The following is an 18,545-nucleotide window of genomic DNA, read 5'->3' on the forward strand; positions in this document are numbered from 1 at the left end:
CTAATCTAAAAATAATTTAAAAATTGAAAAAGGTAATTCTTGTTGCACTACAACCGAGCTCAATCTACCATAATAGTATAGATGTGGTTTTGTCTTTAAAGGACTCTCTTCAGATAATGTAAAGTATCCGTTATTATCACTACTAAAACAGAGTGACTCTCCTTGAGGCTCTAATGTATACGGCAAAGATAAAGGGTTTTTCTTAAATGTATTTTCCAATGATTCTGAAATTGTACGCGACCAATAATATATTTGATTGTAATTTTTAATTATAATCTCTTTACCATTTGATGATATATCTCCTCCAACTATACTTGACATATTTAAAGTTGAAATTAATTTTAAAGTATCAACCTTACCTATTGATTGAGGATATTTCCATCTGTAAACATTTACATTTGTTTCTCTTTTAGAGACTATTATTAAGTCTTTAGTTAAAGGATCTAACATTAATGTTTCAGCATCTCTTTTCCCATCTGGATAAACAAATGATAACTTATCAACTTGAGAAATACTAACATCTTTAGGTGATTGACTGGATAAAAAAGTTGGTTCTATAAATCTATAGACATATTTTATTTCATATTGAGAATTGTTGTCTCCTATTTCTCCAATATAAATATATTCTTTTGATGGATCAGGTCCTGATCCAATAGTGATATCTTCCCAATCTCTATTAGTTAAATCATAAAGATTTATACTTCCAAGGAATTTGCCATTAATATTTATAGCGAAAACTTTGGGTTCTCCACCTGAATCATTATGAGTAAATAGGACATCTTTACTAATACTACTTGCATCTAAACCAGATGCTTCATTTATAGAAACATTATCTAGAATACCTTTATCTTGAACTTGACTAAACTTAGGTTGAGTAAATGAACTATTATAAATAAAATAGAAAGATATAAATAATAAATAAAAATGTTTCATTTAAAGAGATTTAATATAAATAATAATTAAAAACTAAATACAAATATTTAGAACATAGAACAGATATCCCTCATATTTTTCATTGTATCAATAGGATTTATAGTATCAAAAATTCCACTTCCACTAACAATTATATCAGCTCCAGCTTCATATACAGTTTTAATATTATCTAATTTAACACCTCCATCAATTTCAATCAAGCAATTAAAATTTCCTGAATAATCAATCATTTCTCTTACTTTTTTAATTCTTTTAATTACGTTTGGAATAAATGCTTGTCCTCCAAATCCTGGTTCAACCGACATTAGTAATACAACATCAACATATGGAATAATTTCTTCAATTGTATTTAATGAGGTTGCTGGATTTAATGTAACTCCTGCTTTACAACCAGACATTTTAATGTAATTAATTGTTCTGTATAAGTGAATTGATGATTCAACATGAATTGTTAATATATCAGCCCCAGCATTAATATAATCATTAACACTAGTGTCTGGATTTGAAATCATCAAATGGCAATCAAGTGGGAGTGATGAATATTTTTTAAGAGATTTAATTACTGGTATTCCAATAGTAATGTTTGGAACAAAATGTCCATCCATTACATCAACGTGCAAATAATCTGCTCCTCCTAATTTAAGCATATCGCATGATTCGCCAAGTTTGGTGAAATCAGCTGAAAGTATTGAAGGAGAAAGATAAAGCCTTCTAGTTTCTGGCATCTATTTATATATAAATTTTTTTACTAAATTACCTCAAAAAGAATTCTTATAACTCTAATAAAAATAAACAGTTAGTTAGTATCAAATTAATTTTATGTTGAAATTAATCTGTCCAACTTTTTAAAAAAAGTGTAAACTATACTTTAATGAAATGAATAAAGATTCAGTAAATTTGCAATATCTTTTTTAATTTTTAAATACAAATAAGTATTATGGTTTAAATGTTGTTAACATTTGATTCATAAATAAATCAGTTACTTGTTACTAAGAATTGTTTTCAAAACTATTAATCACTAATAATTTTATTATTCAAATTAAGTCAAATAAGAACAATTTCAATATACTAATTCTGAGTTTAGTATATTTTTCTACAATAAATTCATTTCTTTATTCTCAACTTACTTTGTCCTATATGATACCAGATATAGGATCACCAGGCATGAGTACTTACATTGAATTTGTTGGAGTATATAACTTTACAAATTCATTAGGAGGTGGAGATGGGTTAATTAAATCAAATATTTTAAAAATTAAAACAGTAAATGCTTCAGATACTAATAGAGTTATTTTTTCACCTGGTATAATTTCTTGGAATGGAAGATTAATATCTACTCAAGCTTTTGTAAAAGAAGGAGCGTCTGAAGGTCCAGTCCCAATTTTTATAGAAAATGGTTTAGCAACATCAATGGTAGATACTTTTTTTATAGTTAATCCACAAAATATTAAACCACTTACAGACGGAGGTATAATTGGAGAAGGTAGCTTAGGATATAGATCTAAAAGAGGAGCAATGATAGTTGATAGTTTAATAATTTATAGTGGTAACTATTCAATTTCTACCAAAGATCCTGATAAAAATATTTTAAATGGAAATCAAGGTTATTTACCATTTGTACTTATTAGTAAAGGACGAATTTTTATTGAACAAGGTGCAAGCATATCAGCCAGTTCTACAAGTAAACATGGAGGTCCAGGAGGAGGAGGTGGTGGTGGTTATGGTCCTTCTCGTGATCCAATTGGTTTTCCACCTGTTCCAGTACCTGGGGAAGCAGATGCACCTCAAGGAGATGGATTTACTGGTGGTAAGAGTGAAGTCCTTACTTTCCCCTCTCCAGGTCCATTTGGTCGTGGAACAGGAATTGAAAGTTCATCTTTAAATAGGTTAAATGCATCTTCAGATTTTTCAATTCTAAGAACCTTTTCATCTGGAGTAGGGCATCCTTTCGATTTAAATGGTAGTAGTGGAGGTGGTGGTCAGATAAAAATAAAATCAGGTTTTCCACCAATTCTTGAGAGTTTTTATTTTGGTGGTGGTGGAAACTCTACTATGGGATCTGGTCGAATTCCGACAATATATTCTGATTTAAACGGACAAGAAGTTGGAAATAAAATGATAATACCTTTACACGGAGGTGGGGGGGGTGCTGGAGCTGCTTTATGTGATAGTATTGGAGGTGGAGGTGGTGGTGGAATTTCATTAAATTCAAGAGAAACAATTGTTATTGGTAATATATCTGCTGAAGGAGGTCGCGGGAGAGATGGTGCACGAAATCCTGGTGATGGATTATGTGTAGATCAAATTTTAAGAGGTGATGCCTCAGCTGGTGGTGCAGGGGGATGTATTATTGTAGGATCTAGAGTAGGTTTAGAGGTAACTGAAGCAAGCGTAAGGGGTGGGGAACCTGGTATTAAAACCAATACTGTAATATCTAGTATAGCTGGTAAAGGTGGATCTGGGAGAGTTAGGTTTGATGGTTTAAAAGTTAAATTAGATAATGTCTATCCAGATTCAACTGAAATATTTGTTGGGTTAACAATTGATACTTTTTCAATTGCAACCAAAAGAAAGTTTAAAATAACTGGTACAGCCCGTCCTAATGATTCAATCTATGTTGTTATAAAGGGCGAATCTCAAAATTGGAATGATTCATTGCCTTTTAAAACTATAACAAATTTAAATTCCAAATGGTCTGTAAATGTTTTATTCCCAAAATTAGACTCAGTTTATTATGTTGTTGCCTATCAAAAGATGAATTCTAATGATTTGTTGTTTAATATAGATAATAAAAAAAAACCATTGTTTATTACAACTCAATCAGCAACTTCAGTTATAAAATTATTTGAAATTCCAGAAATCTATTCGTTAAAAGATAAAAATTTAAGCCTATCAAAATGTAAAGATATTATTTATGATAGCATACTTGTTCACAATAATGGTAGCTTGAAGTTAAACATTGATAAAATTGCAATTTCAGGTTTATCATCTTCTGAATATCAGATATTTAATAATTTCCCAATCCAGATTAATCCTGAAGATTCAACTTATATAAAATTTCAATGGAAAAATACATCGAATAAAATTGAAGACAAATCTGTAAAATTTTCTATCTTTTCAAATGATTTGAGAGTAGGATTTAATCCTTACGATGTAAAAATAAATTTTACCAAAGAATTTTTCAATGGTACTGTTTTATCAAGTAATTATTCAGCTGGAATTTTAAATCTTAAAACTTCTAATCAAGTAAAATATACTTATACCAACACAGGAACAAGTGCAGATACTATTTTATCAATTACATCAATTAATAGCAATGGATTTAAGGTGAATTTAAAATCTACATCCTTTCCATTAGTTGTACAACCAAATGTTAAAACTGATATAATATTTGATTTAACACCTTTAGATACAGGGAATTTTCTAATAAATTTTAAATTACAGTTTTCTCCTTGCGTATTCGATTCATTGTTTTCAATAAAAGGATATTCTGTTTCACCAGTAATATTATCAGATACAATAATTACAATTTCAGGAATAGAGTGTAATGATACTTTGTTAGGTAAAATTTTTATAAGCAATAAAGGGAATAGCTCTTTGAAAATCAATGGAGTAGCATTTGCAGGAACAGGTAACTTGAATGTAATTTCTCCAAAGGTTGTTCCTGTAACAATTTTAATTGGAGATTCTTTACTATTTGATTTTAAGATTATAAAAGTTAATGGAGTAGTTCAAGGGAAAATTTTATTTAGTAATAATGATTCAAATGATAACAAAAATCCTTACCCTTTGAATATTGTAAATAGTTTGAAAAGCAGACCTAAAATATCTAATACAAACATCAATTTTGGTGTTTTACCTACAGGACAAAGTGTAAATACATCATGTATATTAACTAATTTAACACCAACCGATTTCATAGTTTCTAATGGTGACATTTTCCCTCCAAATCCAGATATTACTATATTAGCAGGACAAATACCCTTTAATTTATTTTCTAATTCTAATAAAAAAATTAATTTAAATTATTTGCCAACCACTGTAACTAAACTTTCAAATACTTACTTAAGGTTATTTATATCACTTCCATGCTTTGATACTTTATACATTCCAATATTTGGAGAAGCATTTAAAGGTGGAATTTACTTGAATAAAACTGAATTAAATTTTGGTAAAGTATTGAATTGTGAAACTATTACTGATACAATTGTTATAAAGAATATTAATGTAAAACCAGTTAAAATATTATTATTAAATATCAATCCAAATACAACTTTAGATTGGACAATCAACCCTGCAAATTTAGCACCTATTGATATCTTACCAAATGATTCAATTAGATTTACTGTTGATTTTTTTCCTGTGAGTAAAAACCCAGGAAACAAGGATGTAATCTTGGTTATACAAACTGATGATCCAAATCAACCAGAGATTGAAGTTAAATTAATTGGAGAAAAAATCATTGAAAATTTGTTATATATTGGTGAGTTTTATGATTCTATAATAATTGGAAAAAGTTCAGTTAAAAAACATATTGTAAAAAACTCTGGAACTTCAATTATGAATATTACAGATTTTCAAATATCAAATCCATTTAAAATTATATCAATTTCAAAACAAATACCATTTTCACTTCAACCAAATGATTCAGTAGAAATTAATATTGAATTTACTCCCGTTAATGATTCAGAAATAATTGATTCATTGAGAGTTCTAACTGAAAATAAATGTTTGAAGAAAATTGATTTTAAAATAATTGCAAAGGGTTACAATCCAGAAAAAATTAATTTTAGAGCTATTTGGCAAAATACAACTGGTATTGTTGGAAAGACTATTAAAATCCCTTTAAAAATAATTGGTAAAAAACCTGATTATGTAGTTACTTTAATAAATGTTAATATGAAATTCAATCAAACATTGTTCAAGCCTAAACAAGTTTATGTTGGGGGTACAATGATTCATAATTGGAGTATTTCTGAGATTACACATAATAAAGATGAAATTGAGTTTACTATTAAAGGCTTAGAGCTTGATACTTTGATTTCTGATACAATTTTATTTGTCGAGGGTACTATATTGTTAGGAGATTCTATTTCTTCTGAAATATTTTCTACAAATAAATCTACTATAAATAATGGAAAGGTAAATTTCATTATTAATCCAGGTGAATTGATTTTAAGCAATTATTGTGTAACAGGTGGTAAAAGGTTATTCTCAGGTAGTAATAATTTTTTATTAAAATCAATTGCACCAAATCCTTCAACAGAAAATATTTTATTGAAATTTGAATCAAATGAAGATATAATAACTAAAATTAAATTGTTTGATGATAAAGGTAAATTAGAAAAGGAAATTTTGAACGAATTTATTATTGCTGGTGTTTATGAACTAACTCTTAACTTAAAGGACATTCCTAGTGGTGTATACTTTGTTGAGTTATCTAATGAGAATCAAATTACTAGAAAAAAAATTGTTGTTTATAAGTAGTGATTTTTCTAAATTTAAGTATTTCATTAATTGTTATACTATTAAATTTCATTGCATTATTTCTTCAAACAAAATATTCCCTTGTTTAAGCAGAATAATAAATATATAGCCTTTAACAAACCTTTAAACGTGTTATCGCAGTTTACAGATGAAGGTAGTGGAAAAAAAACATTATCATTGTTTGATTTTCCTAAAGATGTTTACCCTGTAGGAAGATTGGATTATGATAGTGAAGGTTTAATTATTTTAAGTAATGATAATGAATTGAATAATTCACTACTCAGTCCTAATAATAAAAAGTCAAAAACTTATATTGTTCAAGTTGAGAATATACCTAATAATGAAAGTTTGAATCAAATTAGATCTGGAATAATTGTTCAAAATTATAGAACAAAACCAGCTCAAGTTAAAATTATAGATACTTTAATTGGATTATTAGATAGAGAAATTCCAATTCGTGTTCGAAAAAATATACCTACTACTTTTCTTGAATTATCAATAAATGAAGGGAAAAACCGTCAAGTTAGGAAAATGACAGCAAAAATTGGATGTCCTACATTAAGGCTTTACAGAGTGAAAATTGGTAAATTGGATATCAGAGAATTAGGACTTAAATTTGGTGAATGGGTCGAACTTACTGAATCACAGTATGATTTGTTGTTTTTATAAATAATTAATTTGAGTGAAAATTATATTAAATGTTTTAAAAATAAAACCAACCAAAATAATTATGAATATTTTTAAATTTTTATTAACTTTTTTTATAATTACAAGCATGGCTTTATCAGAAGAAACAAAAGTTCCAAGTCCAGATAAAAAACCTGAGTCCCCTCAAGTTTTTCCTCCACCAATTATAACTTCTCATCAAATAAAAGTTCCTGGGAATGTTATTAAATATAATGCTGAGACTGGATATTTAACACTTAGAGATGAATTTGGCAAAGCTAAAGGAAACATATTCTTTACTTCATATACAAAAGGTGAAGTTAAAGATATTACAACTAGACCTATAACTTTTGTATTCAATGGTGGTCCTGGTTCATCTTCGGTATGGTTACATATGGGTTGTATTGGTCCAAAAAGAGTTCTCATGAATGATGATGGAACTTCAAAAGCGCCTCCATATAAATACATTGATAATGAGTATTCATGGATAGATAAAACTGATTTAGTTTTTATAGATCCAATTAATACAGGATTTAGTCGAGCAGTTGAAGGAGAAGAAGCTAAACAATTTTTAGGATATAGTGAGGACATTCAATCAGTTGGAGATTTTATAAGATTGTTTACTTCTAAGTATGATAGATGGGGATCGCCTAAATTTTTAGCAGGTGAAAGTTATGGTACAACAAGATCAGCTGGTTTATCCGCATATTTACAGGATACTTATAACTTATACATAAATGGAATTTCACTAATTTCTTCAGTATTGAATTTCCAGACATTATTGTTTAATCGAGGGAACGATTTACCTAATGTATTATTTCTTCCATCATTTTGTGCTACTGCTTTTTTTCATAAGAAATTATCCACAGACCTTCAAAGTAATTTCGAGAAAACTATGAAAGAAGTTGAGGAATTTGCTATTAATGATTATGCTCTGGCTCTATTAAAAGGTGATGATTTGCAGAAAACTGATAAACAAAAAATTGTTGAAATTCTTTCAAAATTTATGGGGGTTTCAAAAGAGTTTATAAGTAATTGCAATTTAAGACCTGATATTTTTAGGTTTACAAAAGAATTAATGAGAAATGATAACTTGACGATTGGTAGGTTAGATAGTAGAATCACTGGAGTCGATTTTGATAATGCTGGTGAAAATTTTGAGTTTGACCCAAGTTTGGATGCTACTATTTCTGGTCCTTTCTCAGCTTCATTCAATCATTACATAAAGAGTGAGTTGAAATATGAAAATGAAATTCCATATTTAATTCTGTCAAATCGAGTTCATCCTTGGAGTTATTCAAATGTACAAAATCAATATTTAAATGTAGCTGAAACTTTAAGAACAGCAATGGCTAAAAATTCATTTTTAAAAGTTTGGGTATCAAGCGGTTACTTTGATTTAGCTACACCTTATTTCGCAACTGAATATACTTTCTCTCATATGGGTTTAAATCCAGATCAAAAAAAGAATGTATCTTTTACTTATTATAAAGCTGGGCACATGATGTATATTCATAAAGAATCATTGTTAAAGTTTAAAGAAGATGCCGATAAATTTTATGATAATACTTTAAAACAAATTAATTAATTTATATAGTGCCAAAATCTTTAGATCAATTTAATTTTTCAGATAAACGAGTTTTAATTAGAGTAGATTTTAATGTTCCATTGGATCAGGGTTTAAGAATAACCGATACTAAAAGAATTTCTGAATCTTTAAAAACAATTAATTTCATTTTAGAAGCAGGAGGAAAGGTTATTCTGATGTCACATTTGGGCAGACCTAAAGGAAAAGTAATTTTAGAATATTCTCTAAAACCAATTTATGAATATTTGAAAGATGTTTTAAATACTAATGTATTATTTATAGATAATTGTATAGGGAACAAAGTAGTTACTATTATTGATTCAATGAAAAAAGGTGATGTTCTTTTACTTGAAAATTTAAGATTTCATAAAGAGGAAGAAGAGAACAATATTGATTTTTCAAAGAAACTTGCTAGTTTGTGTGATATTTATATTAATGATGCATTTGGAACTTCTCATCGTGCTCATTCTTCAACAGAAGGTATAACACATTTTGTAAAAGAAAAGGGAATAGGTTTTTTATTACAAAAAGAATTAAAGTATTTAGGAGATACAATAAAGAATCCTGCAAGACCCTTTATAGCTATCTTAGGAGGTTCAAAAGTATCTGGAAAAATAGATGTAATTCTTTCACTATTAAAAAAATGTGATTCTATAATTATTGGGGGTGGTATGATATTTACTTTTTTTAAGGCAATAGGAAAAAATGTTGGGAACTCATTAATTGAAATTGATAAAATTGATTTAGCAAAAGAAATAATTATCAAAGCAAAAGAATCAAATGTAAATTTGTATTTCCCAGTTGATGTTATAATTTCTGATAAATTTTCTAATGAATCATTAATTCAAACTGTTAATGTTGATAATATTCCAGATGGATGGATGGGTTTAGATATTGGAGAAAAAAGCATTAAGCTATTTAGCGATATTATATTAACAGCTAAAACTATAATTTGGAATGGTCCAATGGGAGTTTTTGAAATGAGTAATTTTGAACAAGGAACGAAGAAAATTTCTGAAGCACTTGTTGAAGCAACAAATAATGGTTCTTTAACAATTGTTGGTGGCGGGGATAGTGCAGCAGCAATTACTAAATTTGGTTTTGAGCATTCTGTATCACATGTTTCAACTGGAGGTGGGGCATCATTAGAATTTTTGGAGGGAAAACTTTTACCTGGAGTATTAGCATTAGATTAAGTTTTAAAGCTAAAAATTGACAATGTTTAGTAACAAATAGACAAATAGTTATATTTGTTTTTTTATAAATAATTAATTTAAAATGAACAAAATTTTAGGACTTTTTTTAATTTTAACAATATTAGTTAGCCTTTCATCTTGTGCTTCAACTAATAAAACTCAAAAAAATAAAATGGCAGATACAATAACTACAATGAGCGGATTACGTTATGTGGAAAATGAAATTGGTACTGGAGTTAAAGTAGAATCAGGTATGACTGTTAAAGTTGATTATGCTGGATTTCTTACTGATGGAAAGATTTTTGATACTTCAATTGCTAGTGTAGGCGAAGCAAATAAATTTGATAGAGGTGGTTATCCTTTTGAACCAATTGAATTTGTTGTTGGAAAAGGAAGCGTTATAAAAGGTTGGGATGAAGGTTTAACTACTAATATGATGGTTGGAGGTAAAAGAAGATTAATTATACCTTATCAATTAGCATATGGAGAATCTGGAAGACCTCCAGTAATACCAGCAAAGGCAGATTTGATATTTGATGTTCACGTTTTATCAGTTAAATAATTTGAATAACTAATGGGTATAAATGATAGAGATTATATGAAATCTATTAAAAACTTTCCTGGAAGCAATTATTTTACAACAGTAATATTAATATTAATAATTATCAATGTAATAATATTTATTTCTGGATCTATTTTACCTGGTGGTATTTATGAAGGTGACCACATAGATTTAGGACAAAGAATGGCATTATTGTTTGCTTTATGGCCTATAAAAATAGAAGAATTTCATTTTTGGCAATACTTCTCTTACATGTTTTTACATGGTAGTTTGTCACATCTTTTATTAAACATGTTTGCACTTTGGATGTTTGGTGTGCAAGTTGAAAGAGTATGGGGAAGTAAAAAATTATTATTTTATTATTTTTTATGTGGCTTAGGTGCAGGTTTGTTGCATTCATTTGTTACTTTCTTTTTTAGTAATGGTGTAATATCTCAAACAGTTGGAGCATCAGGAGCAATAATGGGTATTATGGTTGCTTTTGGATTTTTGTATCCTGAAGCTAGATTACTTTTTATGTTTTTCTTACCAATAAAAGCAAAATATGCTGTGTTTTTATTTGCAGCAATAGATTTATATTTAGGGTTATTTGGTTCAGATCAGATAGCTCATTTTGCACATTTAGGTGGAGCTTTAGTTGGCTTTGTACTTTTAAAAACAAATTTTATGTCAGAAGTAACTAAAAGCAGTAACTTAAGAATTATAGATTTACCTAAAGCTTATTCCGCGATAAATATTGTTGAACCTAAAACTAATAATTCAATATCAGATCAATTAAATAGTTCAGAACAGGATCAACTCAATTTAATTTTAGATAAAATATCAAATTCAGGTTATCAAAATTTATCAGAAGATGAAAAGATATTTTTGTTAAACATTGGAGATAAATTAAATTAAATTACTTTTATTGATAATATTACAAATCTGAAATTATTTGAAAACTATATCTGGATTTACTTTTATTAGAAATGGAGTTTCCCTTGGTTATCCTTTTGTTGAATCTATAAAATCACTTTTACCTATTGTAGATGAGTTTGTGATTGCTTTAGGTTTTGGAAACGATGAAACAAAAACTATTTTAGCTAATTTTAAAAATCCTAAAATATTAATTATTGAAACTGTTTGGGATGATAATAAAAGGATAGGTGGTACTATTTTAGCTGAACAAACAGATATTGCTCTTAAACATTGTAAAGGTGAATGGTGCATATATTTACAAGCTGATGAAATAATTCATGAAGATGATTACCAGAATATCATAGAAAATATTAATAATTCAGACCAAGATGTTGAAGGATTGATATTTAATTGGAGACATTTTTATGGAAGTTACAACTATTTAGGAGTAGGAAGACAATGGTATCGAAGAGAAGTTAGAGCTTTTAAAAATTCAGGAAAAGTTGTATCTTGGAAAGATGCTCAGGGTTTTAGAACATTAGATGAAAATGGAAATACTAGAAAATTAAAATGCAAATTAATTGAATCTAGAATTTTTCACTATGGATGGGTAAGACCTCCAAAAATTCAAATGAAAAAACAAGTTGCTTTCTATAAATTGTATCATCAAGAAGATCAAGAGAACGAAAGTGAAGTTTATGATACTGAATTCGATTATACTAATTGTTACGAAGTTAAACTATTTAAAGAAACGCATCCGAAAATTATTTTAGATAGAATCTCAAATGATAGTGAATGGTGTAATAAATTTAATCCGAGTAAATTGATTAAAAAACCGATTAAAGTACTATTAAGTGATTGGATAGAAAGGAAAACTGGATTAAGAATTGGAGAATACAAAAATTTTAAAGTCATAAGTTAATTGCCGTTATTGCAATTTGACTTATCTATATGTTAATATAAACTTAGTAAAATAAAAAATGAATCCATTTGAAATACCAATTATAGGGCAAGGAAGTGAACAGCCAATTGCAACAGCTCCATTTCACAGAAGAGTTACAAGAAAAGTTTTTTTAAAGGGTATACCTGTTGGTGGTAATTCCCCAATTTCAGTTCAAACTATGACTAAAACAAAAACATCTGATGTTGAAGGAACTTTAGCCCAAATTAACAGATGTTTTGAATTAGGTGTTGATATTGTTAGAGTTACTGTTAATGATAAAGAGGCGGCAGATGCTATGTTCGAAATTGTTAAATACTCTCCTGTACCTATTGTAAGTGATATTCATTTCAATCATGTTTTTGCATTAAAAGCAATAGAAGCGAATGTTGCTAAAGTAAGAATTAACCCAGGAAATATTGGTTCAATTGAAAGAATACATGAAGTTTTAGGAGCAGCTAAAGAGAAAAATATTCCAATTAGAATTGGTGTTAATTCAGGTTCTCTTGAAGAAGATATTCTTGATAAATATGGTTATCCAACACCAGAAGCACTTTTTGAAAGTGCAATGAGGCATGCTGGTGTTTGTGAAGATTTTGGATTTACAGATGTTATAATTTCTGTCAAATCTACCGATGTAAGATTAATGATTGAAGCTTATAGATTAATTGCTGCAAGAACCGATTATCCTCTTCATTTAGGAGTAACCGAAGCTGGTACAACTAAAGTTGGAACTATAAAATCTTCTGTTGGAATTGGCACTCTTTTAGCTGAAGGAATTGGTGATACTATCAGAGTTTCTTTAACAGATGAACCAGAACGTGAAGTTGAAGTGGGAAAAGAAATATTAAGATCTTTAGGACTTGCTTCAAGAGGAGTTGAAATAATTGCTTGTCCTACTTGTGGTAGATTAGAAATAGATTTATTTAAAGTTACCAGAGAATTAGAAGAAGCATTACAGGGGGTAAAAAAACCAGTTAAAATTGCACTCTTAGGTTGTGTGGTAAATGGTCCAGGAGAAGCAAGTGAAGCAGATATAGGTATCGCAGCTGGTAAAGGAGTTGGAATTTTGTATCGTAAAGGAGAGGTTGTTAGAAGAATTCGTGAAGATGAAATAGTTCAAGCAGTCCTTGAAGAAGTTGAAAAATTTATTCCAAAAGAATAATTAAACATCTTAAAAAGAAAAGAAATTTGACAAAGGAAATTTTTATTTGAATAATCTATTTATAATATAAATCTTGATTTCAATCGTTGATTTGGGACAATACAACTTGCTTTAACTCCAAATAATTTGTACCTATTTTTTGCTATAAATTTATAAATCATATTTCTTAAAAACTTAGGAATTATAATAAAACCAAATAATAATTTAAAAGGATATTGTAAATTTTTTACTATTAATAAAATTGCATCTGAATAAATTAAAAATTGATTGTTATTAAATAATATAATACTATCAATATCATCAACTTTATAATTCTTTTCAGCAAAAAAATTTAAAGCGAATTCACTTTGTAAAGGTGAAAATAAATACAGTTCCTTAGAATCTTTTTTAATTATAAAATTAACTGTGGAATTGCAAAAATTACAAATCCCATCAAAAAATATTATGTTGTTTAGTTCCATAATTTTATTTCTCGTATAAGAATTTTATCAATCTATAGGAACGGATATCATATAAGGTTCATTGCCAGGGTGGGGTAGAGATCTTTTTAAAATCCATGGGTTTTGCAATTTTATATTTTTATATGTGGATGAATTCAAAATTGCCCATTTTGATAAGTTTTCAACAGCTGAATCTAATTGAACAACTTTAGTGACTCTTGGTTTGTAATAATCTTCTGGTTTTAAATTAAATCCATATTTATCTGCATTACTCATAATTTCTTTGATAGCTGCAATTCTAAATACATATCTAGAAGATTCTTCATTTACATATAAATCGTAAAAATTTGATTGTTGTTGAAAATTTAAATCATCATCTGTAGCACCTTCTCCCATATTGTATGCTGTAGCAGATAAAGCCCAAGAACCAAATCTTTCTTTTCCAGATTTTAAATATTTTATTGCAGCCCTTGTAGATTTTTCGGGATTTCTTCTTTCATCTACGAATTCATTTACTTTAAGACCATATCGCCTAGCAGTTTCAGGGATAAATTGCCATATACCAACAGCCCCTTTAGAAGACTGCGACATAAACAATGCACTTTCAGCAACTGCTAAATATTTCAAATCATCAGGGGCAGATTCATCTTTTAAAATTTGTTCAAATGAATAGAAATATTCACCACTTCTTTTTAAATATAATAATATTTGCCCATCAGATTGTAAATTTAAATAAAATTCTCTTTCCATCCTTTTTCTAATCTCTGGATTTTCTAATGGGATTTTCTCCCCACAAAAAAACATTGAATCTGGCAATTTAAATTGAGATAAATTGAATGAATATGGCTTAATTAGTAATGGATAAGGAGGTTGAGAAAAACTTCTATTGCTTAATAATAGGAAAAATATAAAGGAGAATAAAGATACAAAATAAATTTTTTGATTGTTCATATTTTAATTTAATTTAAAGTTACTACTTCTAATTATTTTTAAATCTATTAAAAATAATTTTTATTTCTTTCATCTCATTTTCATGAAAGAATCTAAAAATAAATAAACAAATTGGATAAAGTAAAACTAAGATTAACTTAGTTATCAAAGATTTGTAACTAATATCCATTAAATCAAAAAGGAAATAATTTGTTAACCATAATGTTAGAACAATTATGTAATTATAAAGAATTCTCCTCCATTCATATTCTATAAAATAATGTTTTTGTATATAAAAGTAGACTCCCAAACTCATTACTATATAGCCACCTAAAGTAGCGTATGCTCCACCAATTATACTGAAAATAGGGATAAACAAAAAACACAATATAGCTTCTGTTGATGCAGCAACTGCTGTGATTATTGGTAATGTTTTTGTCTTTTTTTGAATATAAATTCCAACAATAAAATTAGTATACCATCCATTAAAAAGATAAGATAGCAATACAATTGGAACTATGTATAAACCTTGCCAATAAATTTGAGCAATAACTGTTTTACCATTAGTAAACGGAATTGGGTAAGTAGCAAGGGTTACAATAAACAAAGAGATAAATAAGAATAATGCTGAACCTATTAAATTGAAATATGTAAATATTTTTGAGAATAGATTTTTAGCATTTGGTTTTTTTGATTGTTGTAGAAAAAAGGGTCGCCAAGCAAATTCAAACATTGAAACAAATATCATCATAAACATTCCTAAGCGATAACTCGCTTGATATTGCCCAACAGCTGCTGAGCCTTTTAAAACTTGCATTATAGGTCTGTCTATATTTTGCAAAACCATAGCAGAAATTCCAGAAGCAATGGTAGGTACACCAAACTTAGCCATCTCATTCAATAATTTGCCTTCATACTTTGCGGGCATCATTGTGTGCATGTATCCTAATGTTAGAATTAATTGAACAGCCGATTGAATAATATTAGCAATAAAAACTCCTTCAATACTCATCTTTACAACAACTAACAGAAATATATTCAACAAAACATTAACAACAATTGATAATATTTTTATTGTTCCAAACTTTTTAGCATTCTTTGTCATTCGAAGTAATGCTAAAGTAATACCAGCAGCAACGTCTAGAAATATAATTATACCAGCATATCTCAATAAATAAAATTGATTTATTGGTACTTTTAAATATGCGAGAGAATTAAATGTTTCAGGAAAAATAATTATAAAAAGTCCTATAATTCCACCAACTAACCAAGTTGTTGTTAATGCATTCCAGTATGTGAGTTTTTTTTCTTCATCGGTTTCAGCAATAGAGTAATATCTAAAAAAAGCTGATTCCATACCAGCGTTTGCTAAAACCATTAAAAATGAAATTACAACAAAAATATTTGTTTGCAAACCTAATTGCTCTGGTATAAGAAAATGAGTATAAAATGGGGTTAATATAAATGATAAAAACCTTTGGAGTATTGTAGTTACACCATATACAACTGTATCACCTGAAAGTTGTTTTAATTGTTGTTTCATTTATTGTAATCTTAATAAACTCATTTAATTTTACTAAATTAACTAAAATTAAAGTAGCATTAGTTTCACTTCATATTATTTAAAGTTATGTTAAAGTTTTAATTTTATCTAATTATTATTTTTATGTAACGTTAAAATTAAATTTTTGTAACTCCAGAAGATTAAATTTAATGGAATAGAATTCAAACAGTATTAATATCAAAATACAATAACTTATTTAAATGAAAACAATTATCACAAACAATCAAAAACAACAATCAACAAAAATGAAAACAATTTTAATTTACTTATTAATTTTAATTTCAATTAATTCTTCATTAAAGTCTCAATGGGCGTCAAAACATAATATGTCGCCTAATGAATATCAAACATTTTTTAACTCATCAACAACTAGTGGAATGCGTCCAATCAGTATTAGTGGTTATACTGTTAACGGACAAGAAAAATATGCAGCATTATTCGAGAAAAAAAATGGACTAGGATGGATAGCAAAACATGGAATGAGTGGAGCAGATTATCAATCAAACTTTACAACATTATCTCAACAAGGTTATCAAGTTAGTTTTATTTCTGGATATGAAGTTAATGGGAGTATTAAATATGCAGCAATATGGGAGAAGAAAAGTACAAATTATATTGCTAAGCATGGTTTAACTGGGGCACAATTTCAAACTGAATTTACTACAAATACTGGAAATGGATTTAGATTAATTTTTATTACAAGTTATGCTAATGGAAACTCTGCTAATTATGCAGCAATATTTGAGAAGAGTGCTGGTGCACCTTATTATGCTCATTTTGGATTAGATGCTACTACTTATCAACAAAAATTTAATGATTATTCTGCTCAAGGTTTTGTAGTTCAAATGGTAAGTGGATGCAATGTTAATGGAGTTGATTATTATAGTGCAATTTGGGAAAAAGTTAGTTCTAACTTAACATCTGCTAATCATGGTATAAAGGGAAACAATTATCAAAATGTGTTTGATAACAAATATTATCAAGGATACAAACCTGTTTATATTAATGCATTTGCATCAAGTGGTACAGAAAAGTTTAATGGCATTTGGGAAAATACTAATTATACTAATACTGATTTGCAAAAAATCAATAATGGAGTTGCAAATTATATGACAAATCAAAATGTTAAGGCTTTATCTTTAGCTGTTTGTAAAGATGGAAAATTAGTTTTTGCAAGAGGATTTGGAGATGCAAACGTTTCTACTGGTCAGGATTTAAGCCCTAATCATTCATTAAGAATAATGAGCATTTCAAAATCAATTACTAGTACTGGAATAATGAAATTAGTAGAACAAGGAAAATTAAATTTAGATCAAAAAGTGTTTGGTACTGGAAGCATATTTGGAAATAAATATTCATACCCAAACACAAACAAAACTAATTTAGAAACTATAACACCAAGGATGATGTTGCATCACACTTCAGGTTTAAGAACTTGTAATGGGGAAGCAGAATTTCATAATTCTTCAAGTACTTATAATGATTGTATGACTGTATTGTTAAATGACTCAAAACTTTTTAAGTTTACTCCAAACACGATGGCAAATTACTCTAATACTAATTTTTTCATTTTAGCAAGAATTATTGAACAAAAGAGTGGGCAAAATTATGAAACATATCTTCGAAATAATGTATTAACTCCATGTGGAGTTGGGAATTCAATGTATGTAGGAGCTAATACAGGTAATCCAACATCTTTAGAAGTTTCAACTTATACACCAATGGTAAATATGAATTTAAAAATGTGGGATGGTTTTGGAGGATGGGTTGCAAGACCTATTGATCTTTTAAAAGTGTTAGTAAAATTTGATGGAAATGTATCTAAACCAGATTTGATTTCTAAGGCATTGTATGATACAATGACAACTACTACAGTTTTGAGTAATGGGTATGCACTTGGATGGATAGCTAGCAATACTAAACAAACTCATAACGGATGTTTTCCAGGTACTAGATCTTTTTTGTATTATGATAAGGCATCTGGCATAAGTTTTGCAGCAATAGTTAACAATGATCCTAACGAAGATGGATGTGGGTGGGATATGCAAAGTAAAATTTTAGATGCTTTAAAAACAGTAACACAGTGGCCAAGTTATGATTTATTCTAAAATATATTAAGGAAAAAAGAGCCATAGTATTAATTTACAATGGCTCTTTTATATATAATTAATTGAGTT

At 28.2% G+C, this 18,545-nt stretch carries 14 protein-coding genes; 9 read left to right on the top strand and 5 right to left on the bottom strand.

The window, feature by feature from the left end:
- Together IPP08_05885 and rpe are read right to left on the bottom strand one after the other, a co-directional pair.
- Nucleotides 1–933: a hypothetical protein gene (locus IPP08_05885; protein ID QQS67691.1), complete on the bottom strand. Its 933-nt coding sequence runs from the start codon at nt 931–933 to the stop codon at nt 1–3.
- Between the two features lie 47 nt (nt 934–980).
- Entirely contained in the window at nt 981–1,658 is a 678-nt protein-coding gene (gene rpe / locus IPP08_05890) for a ribulose-phosphate 3-epimerase (protein ID QQS67692.1), read from the bottom strand.
- Between the two features lie 412 nt (nt 1,659–2,070).
- On the opposite strand from rpe, the gene IPP08_05895 reads away from it, so the two are divergent.
- The 8 genes from IPP08_05895 (at nt 2,071) to ispG (ending at nt 13,434) form a co-directional block, all read left to right on the top strand.
- On the top strand, nt 2,071–6,420 hold the full coding sequence (locus tag IPP08_05895; protein QQS67693.1) for a T9SS type A sorting domain-containing protein: 4,350 nt from the start codon (nt 2,071–2,073) through the stop codon (nt 6,418–6,420).
- Nucleotides 6,421–6,501: 81 nt separating this feature from the next.
- Complete coding sequence (locus tag IPP08_05900; protein QQS67694.1) at nt 6,502–7,089, top strand: pseudouridine synthase; 588 nt, start codon at nt 6,502–6,504, stop codon at nt 7,087–7,089.
- A 61-nt stretch (nt 7,090–7,150) separates the two neighbouring features.
- Nucleotides 7,151–8,674, top strand: a complete 1,524-nt coding sequence (locus IPP08_05905; protein QQS67695.1) for a peptidase S10 — start codon at nt 7,151–7,153, stop codon at nt 8,672–8,674.
- A gap of 5 nt (nt 8,675–8,679) precedes the next feature.
- Nucleotides 8,680–9,870 (top strand): phosphoglycerate kinase, encoded by a 1,191-nt coding sequence (locus tag IPP08_05910; GenBank protein QQS67843.1) that lies wholly within the window; start codon nt 8,680–8,682, stop codon nt 9,868–9,870.
- Between the two features lie 82 nt (nt 9,871–9,952).
- Entirely contained in the window at nt 9,953–10,432 is a 480-nt protein-coding gene (locus tag IPP08_05915; protein ID QQS67696.1) for an FKBP-type peptidyl-prolyl cis-trans isomerase, read from the top strand.
- 12 nt (nt 10,433–10,444) lie between these two features.
- Nucleotides 10,445–11,329, top strand: a complete 885-nt coding sequence (locus IPP08_05920) for a rhomboid family intramembrane serine protease (protein ID QQS67697.1) — start codon at nt 10,445–10,447, stop codon at nt 11,327–11,329.
- Between the two features lie 37 nt (nt 11,330–11,366).
- Nucleotides 11,367–12,251 carry a glycosyltransferase family 2 protein gene (locus IPP08_05925; protein QQS67698.1) on the top strand — a complete coding sequence of 295 codons (885 nt, stop codon included), beginning with the start codon at nt 11,367–11,369 and terminating at the stop codon, nt 12,249–12,251.
- Nucleotides 12,252–12,309: 58 nt separating this feature from the next.
- Nucleotides 12,310–13,434, top strand: a complete 1,125-nt coding sequence (gene ispG / locus IPP08_05930; protein ID QQS67699.1) for a flavodoxin-dependent (E)-4-hydroxy-3-methylbut-2-enyl-diphosphate synthase — start codon at nt 12,310–12,312, stop codon at nt 13,432–13,434.
- Nucleotides 13,435–13,493: 59 nt separating this feature from the next.
- Here ispG and IPP08_05935 read toward each other — a convergent pair whose 3' ends face one another.
- Genes IPP08_05935 through IPP08_05945 form a run of 3 tightly spaced genes read right to left on the bottom strand, consistent with a single transcriptional unit; the run spans nt 13,494 to nt 16,347 of the window.
- Nucleotides 13,494–13,895 (bottom strand): DUF393 domain-containing protein, encoded by a 402-nt coding sequence (locus IPP08_05935; GenBank protein ID QQS67700.1) that lies wholly within the window; start codon nt 13,893–13,895, stop codon nt 13,494–13,496.
- Nucleotides 13,896–13,922: 27 nt separating this feature from the next.
- Entirely contained in the window at nt 13,923–14,825 is a 903-nt protein-coding gene (locus tag IPP08_05940) for a lytic transglycosylase domain-containing protein (protein ID QQS67701.1), read from the bottom strand.
- 28 nt (nt 14,826–14,853) lie between these two features.
- Nucleotides 14,854–16,347, bottom strand: a complete 1,494-nt coding sequence (locus IPP08_05945; GenBank protein QQS67702.1) for an oligosaccharide flippase family protein — start codon at nt 16,345–16,347, stop codon at nt 14,854–14,856.
- 266 nt (nt 16,348–16,613) lie between these two features.
- Between IPP08_05945 and IPP08_05950 the strand changes: the two genes are divergently transcribed.
- Nucleotides 16,614–18,476, top strand: a complete 1,863-nt coding sequence (locus tag IPP08_05950; GenBank protein ID QQS67703.1) for a serine hydrolase — start codon at nt 16,614–16,616, stop codon at nt 18,474–18,476.
- Nucleotides 18,477–18,545 lie beyond the last annotated feature (69 nt).

The organism is Chlorobiota bacterium (assembly GCA_016700335.1).
Taxonomy (GTDB): Bacteria; Bacteroidota; Ignavibacteria; order OLB7; family OLB7.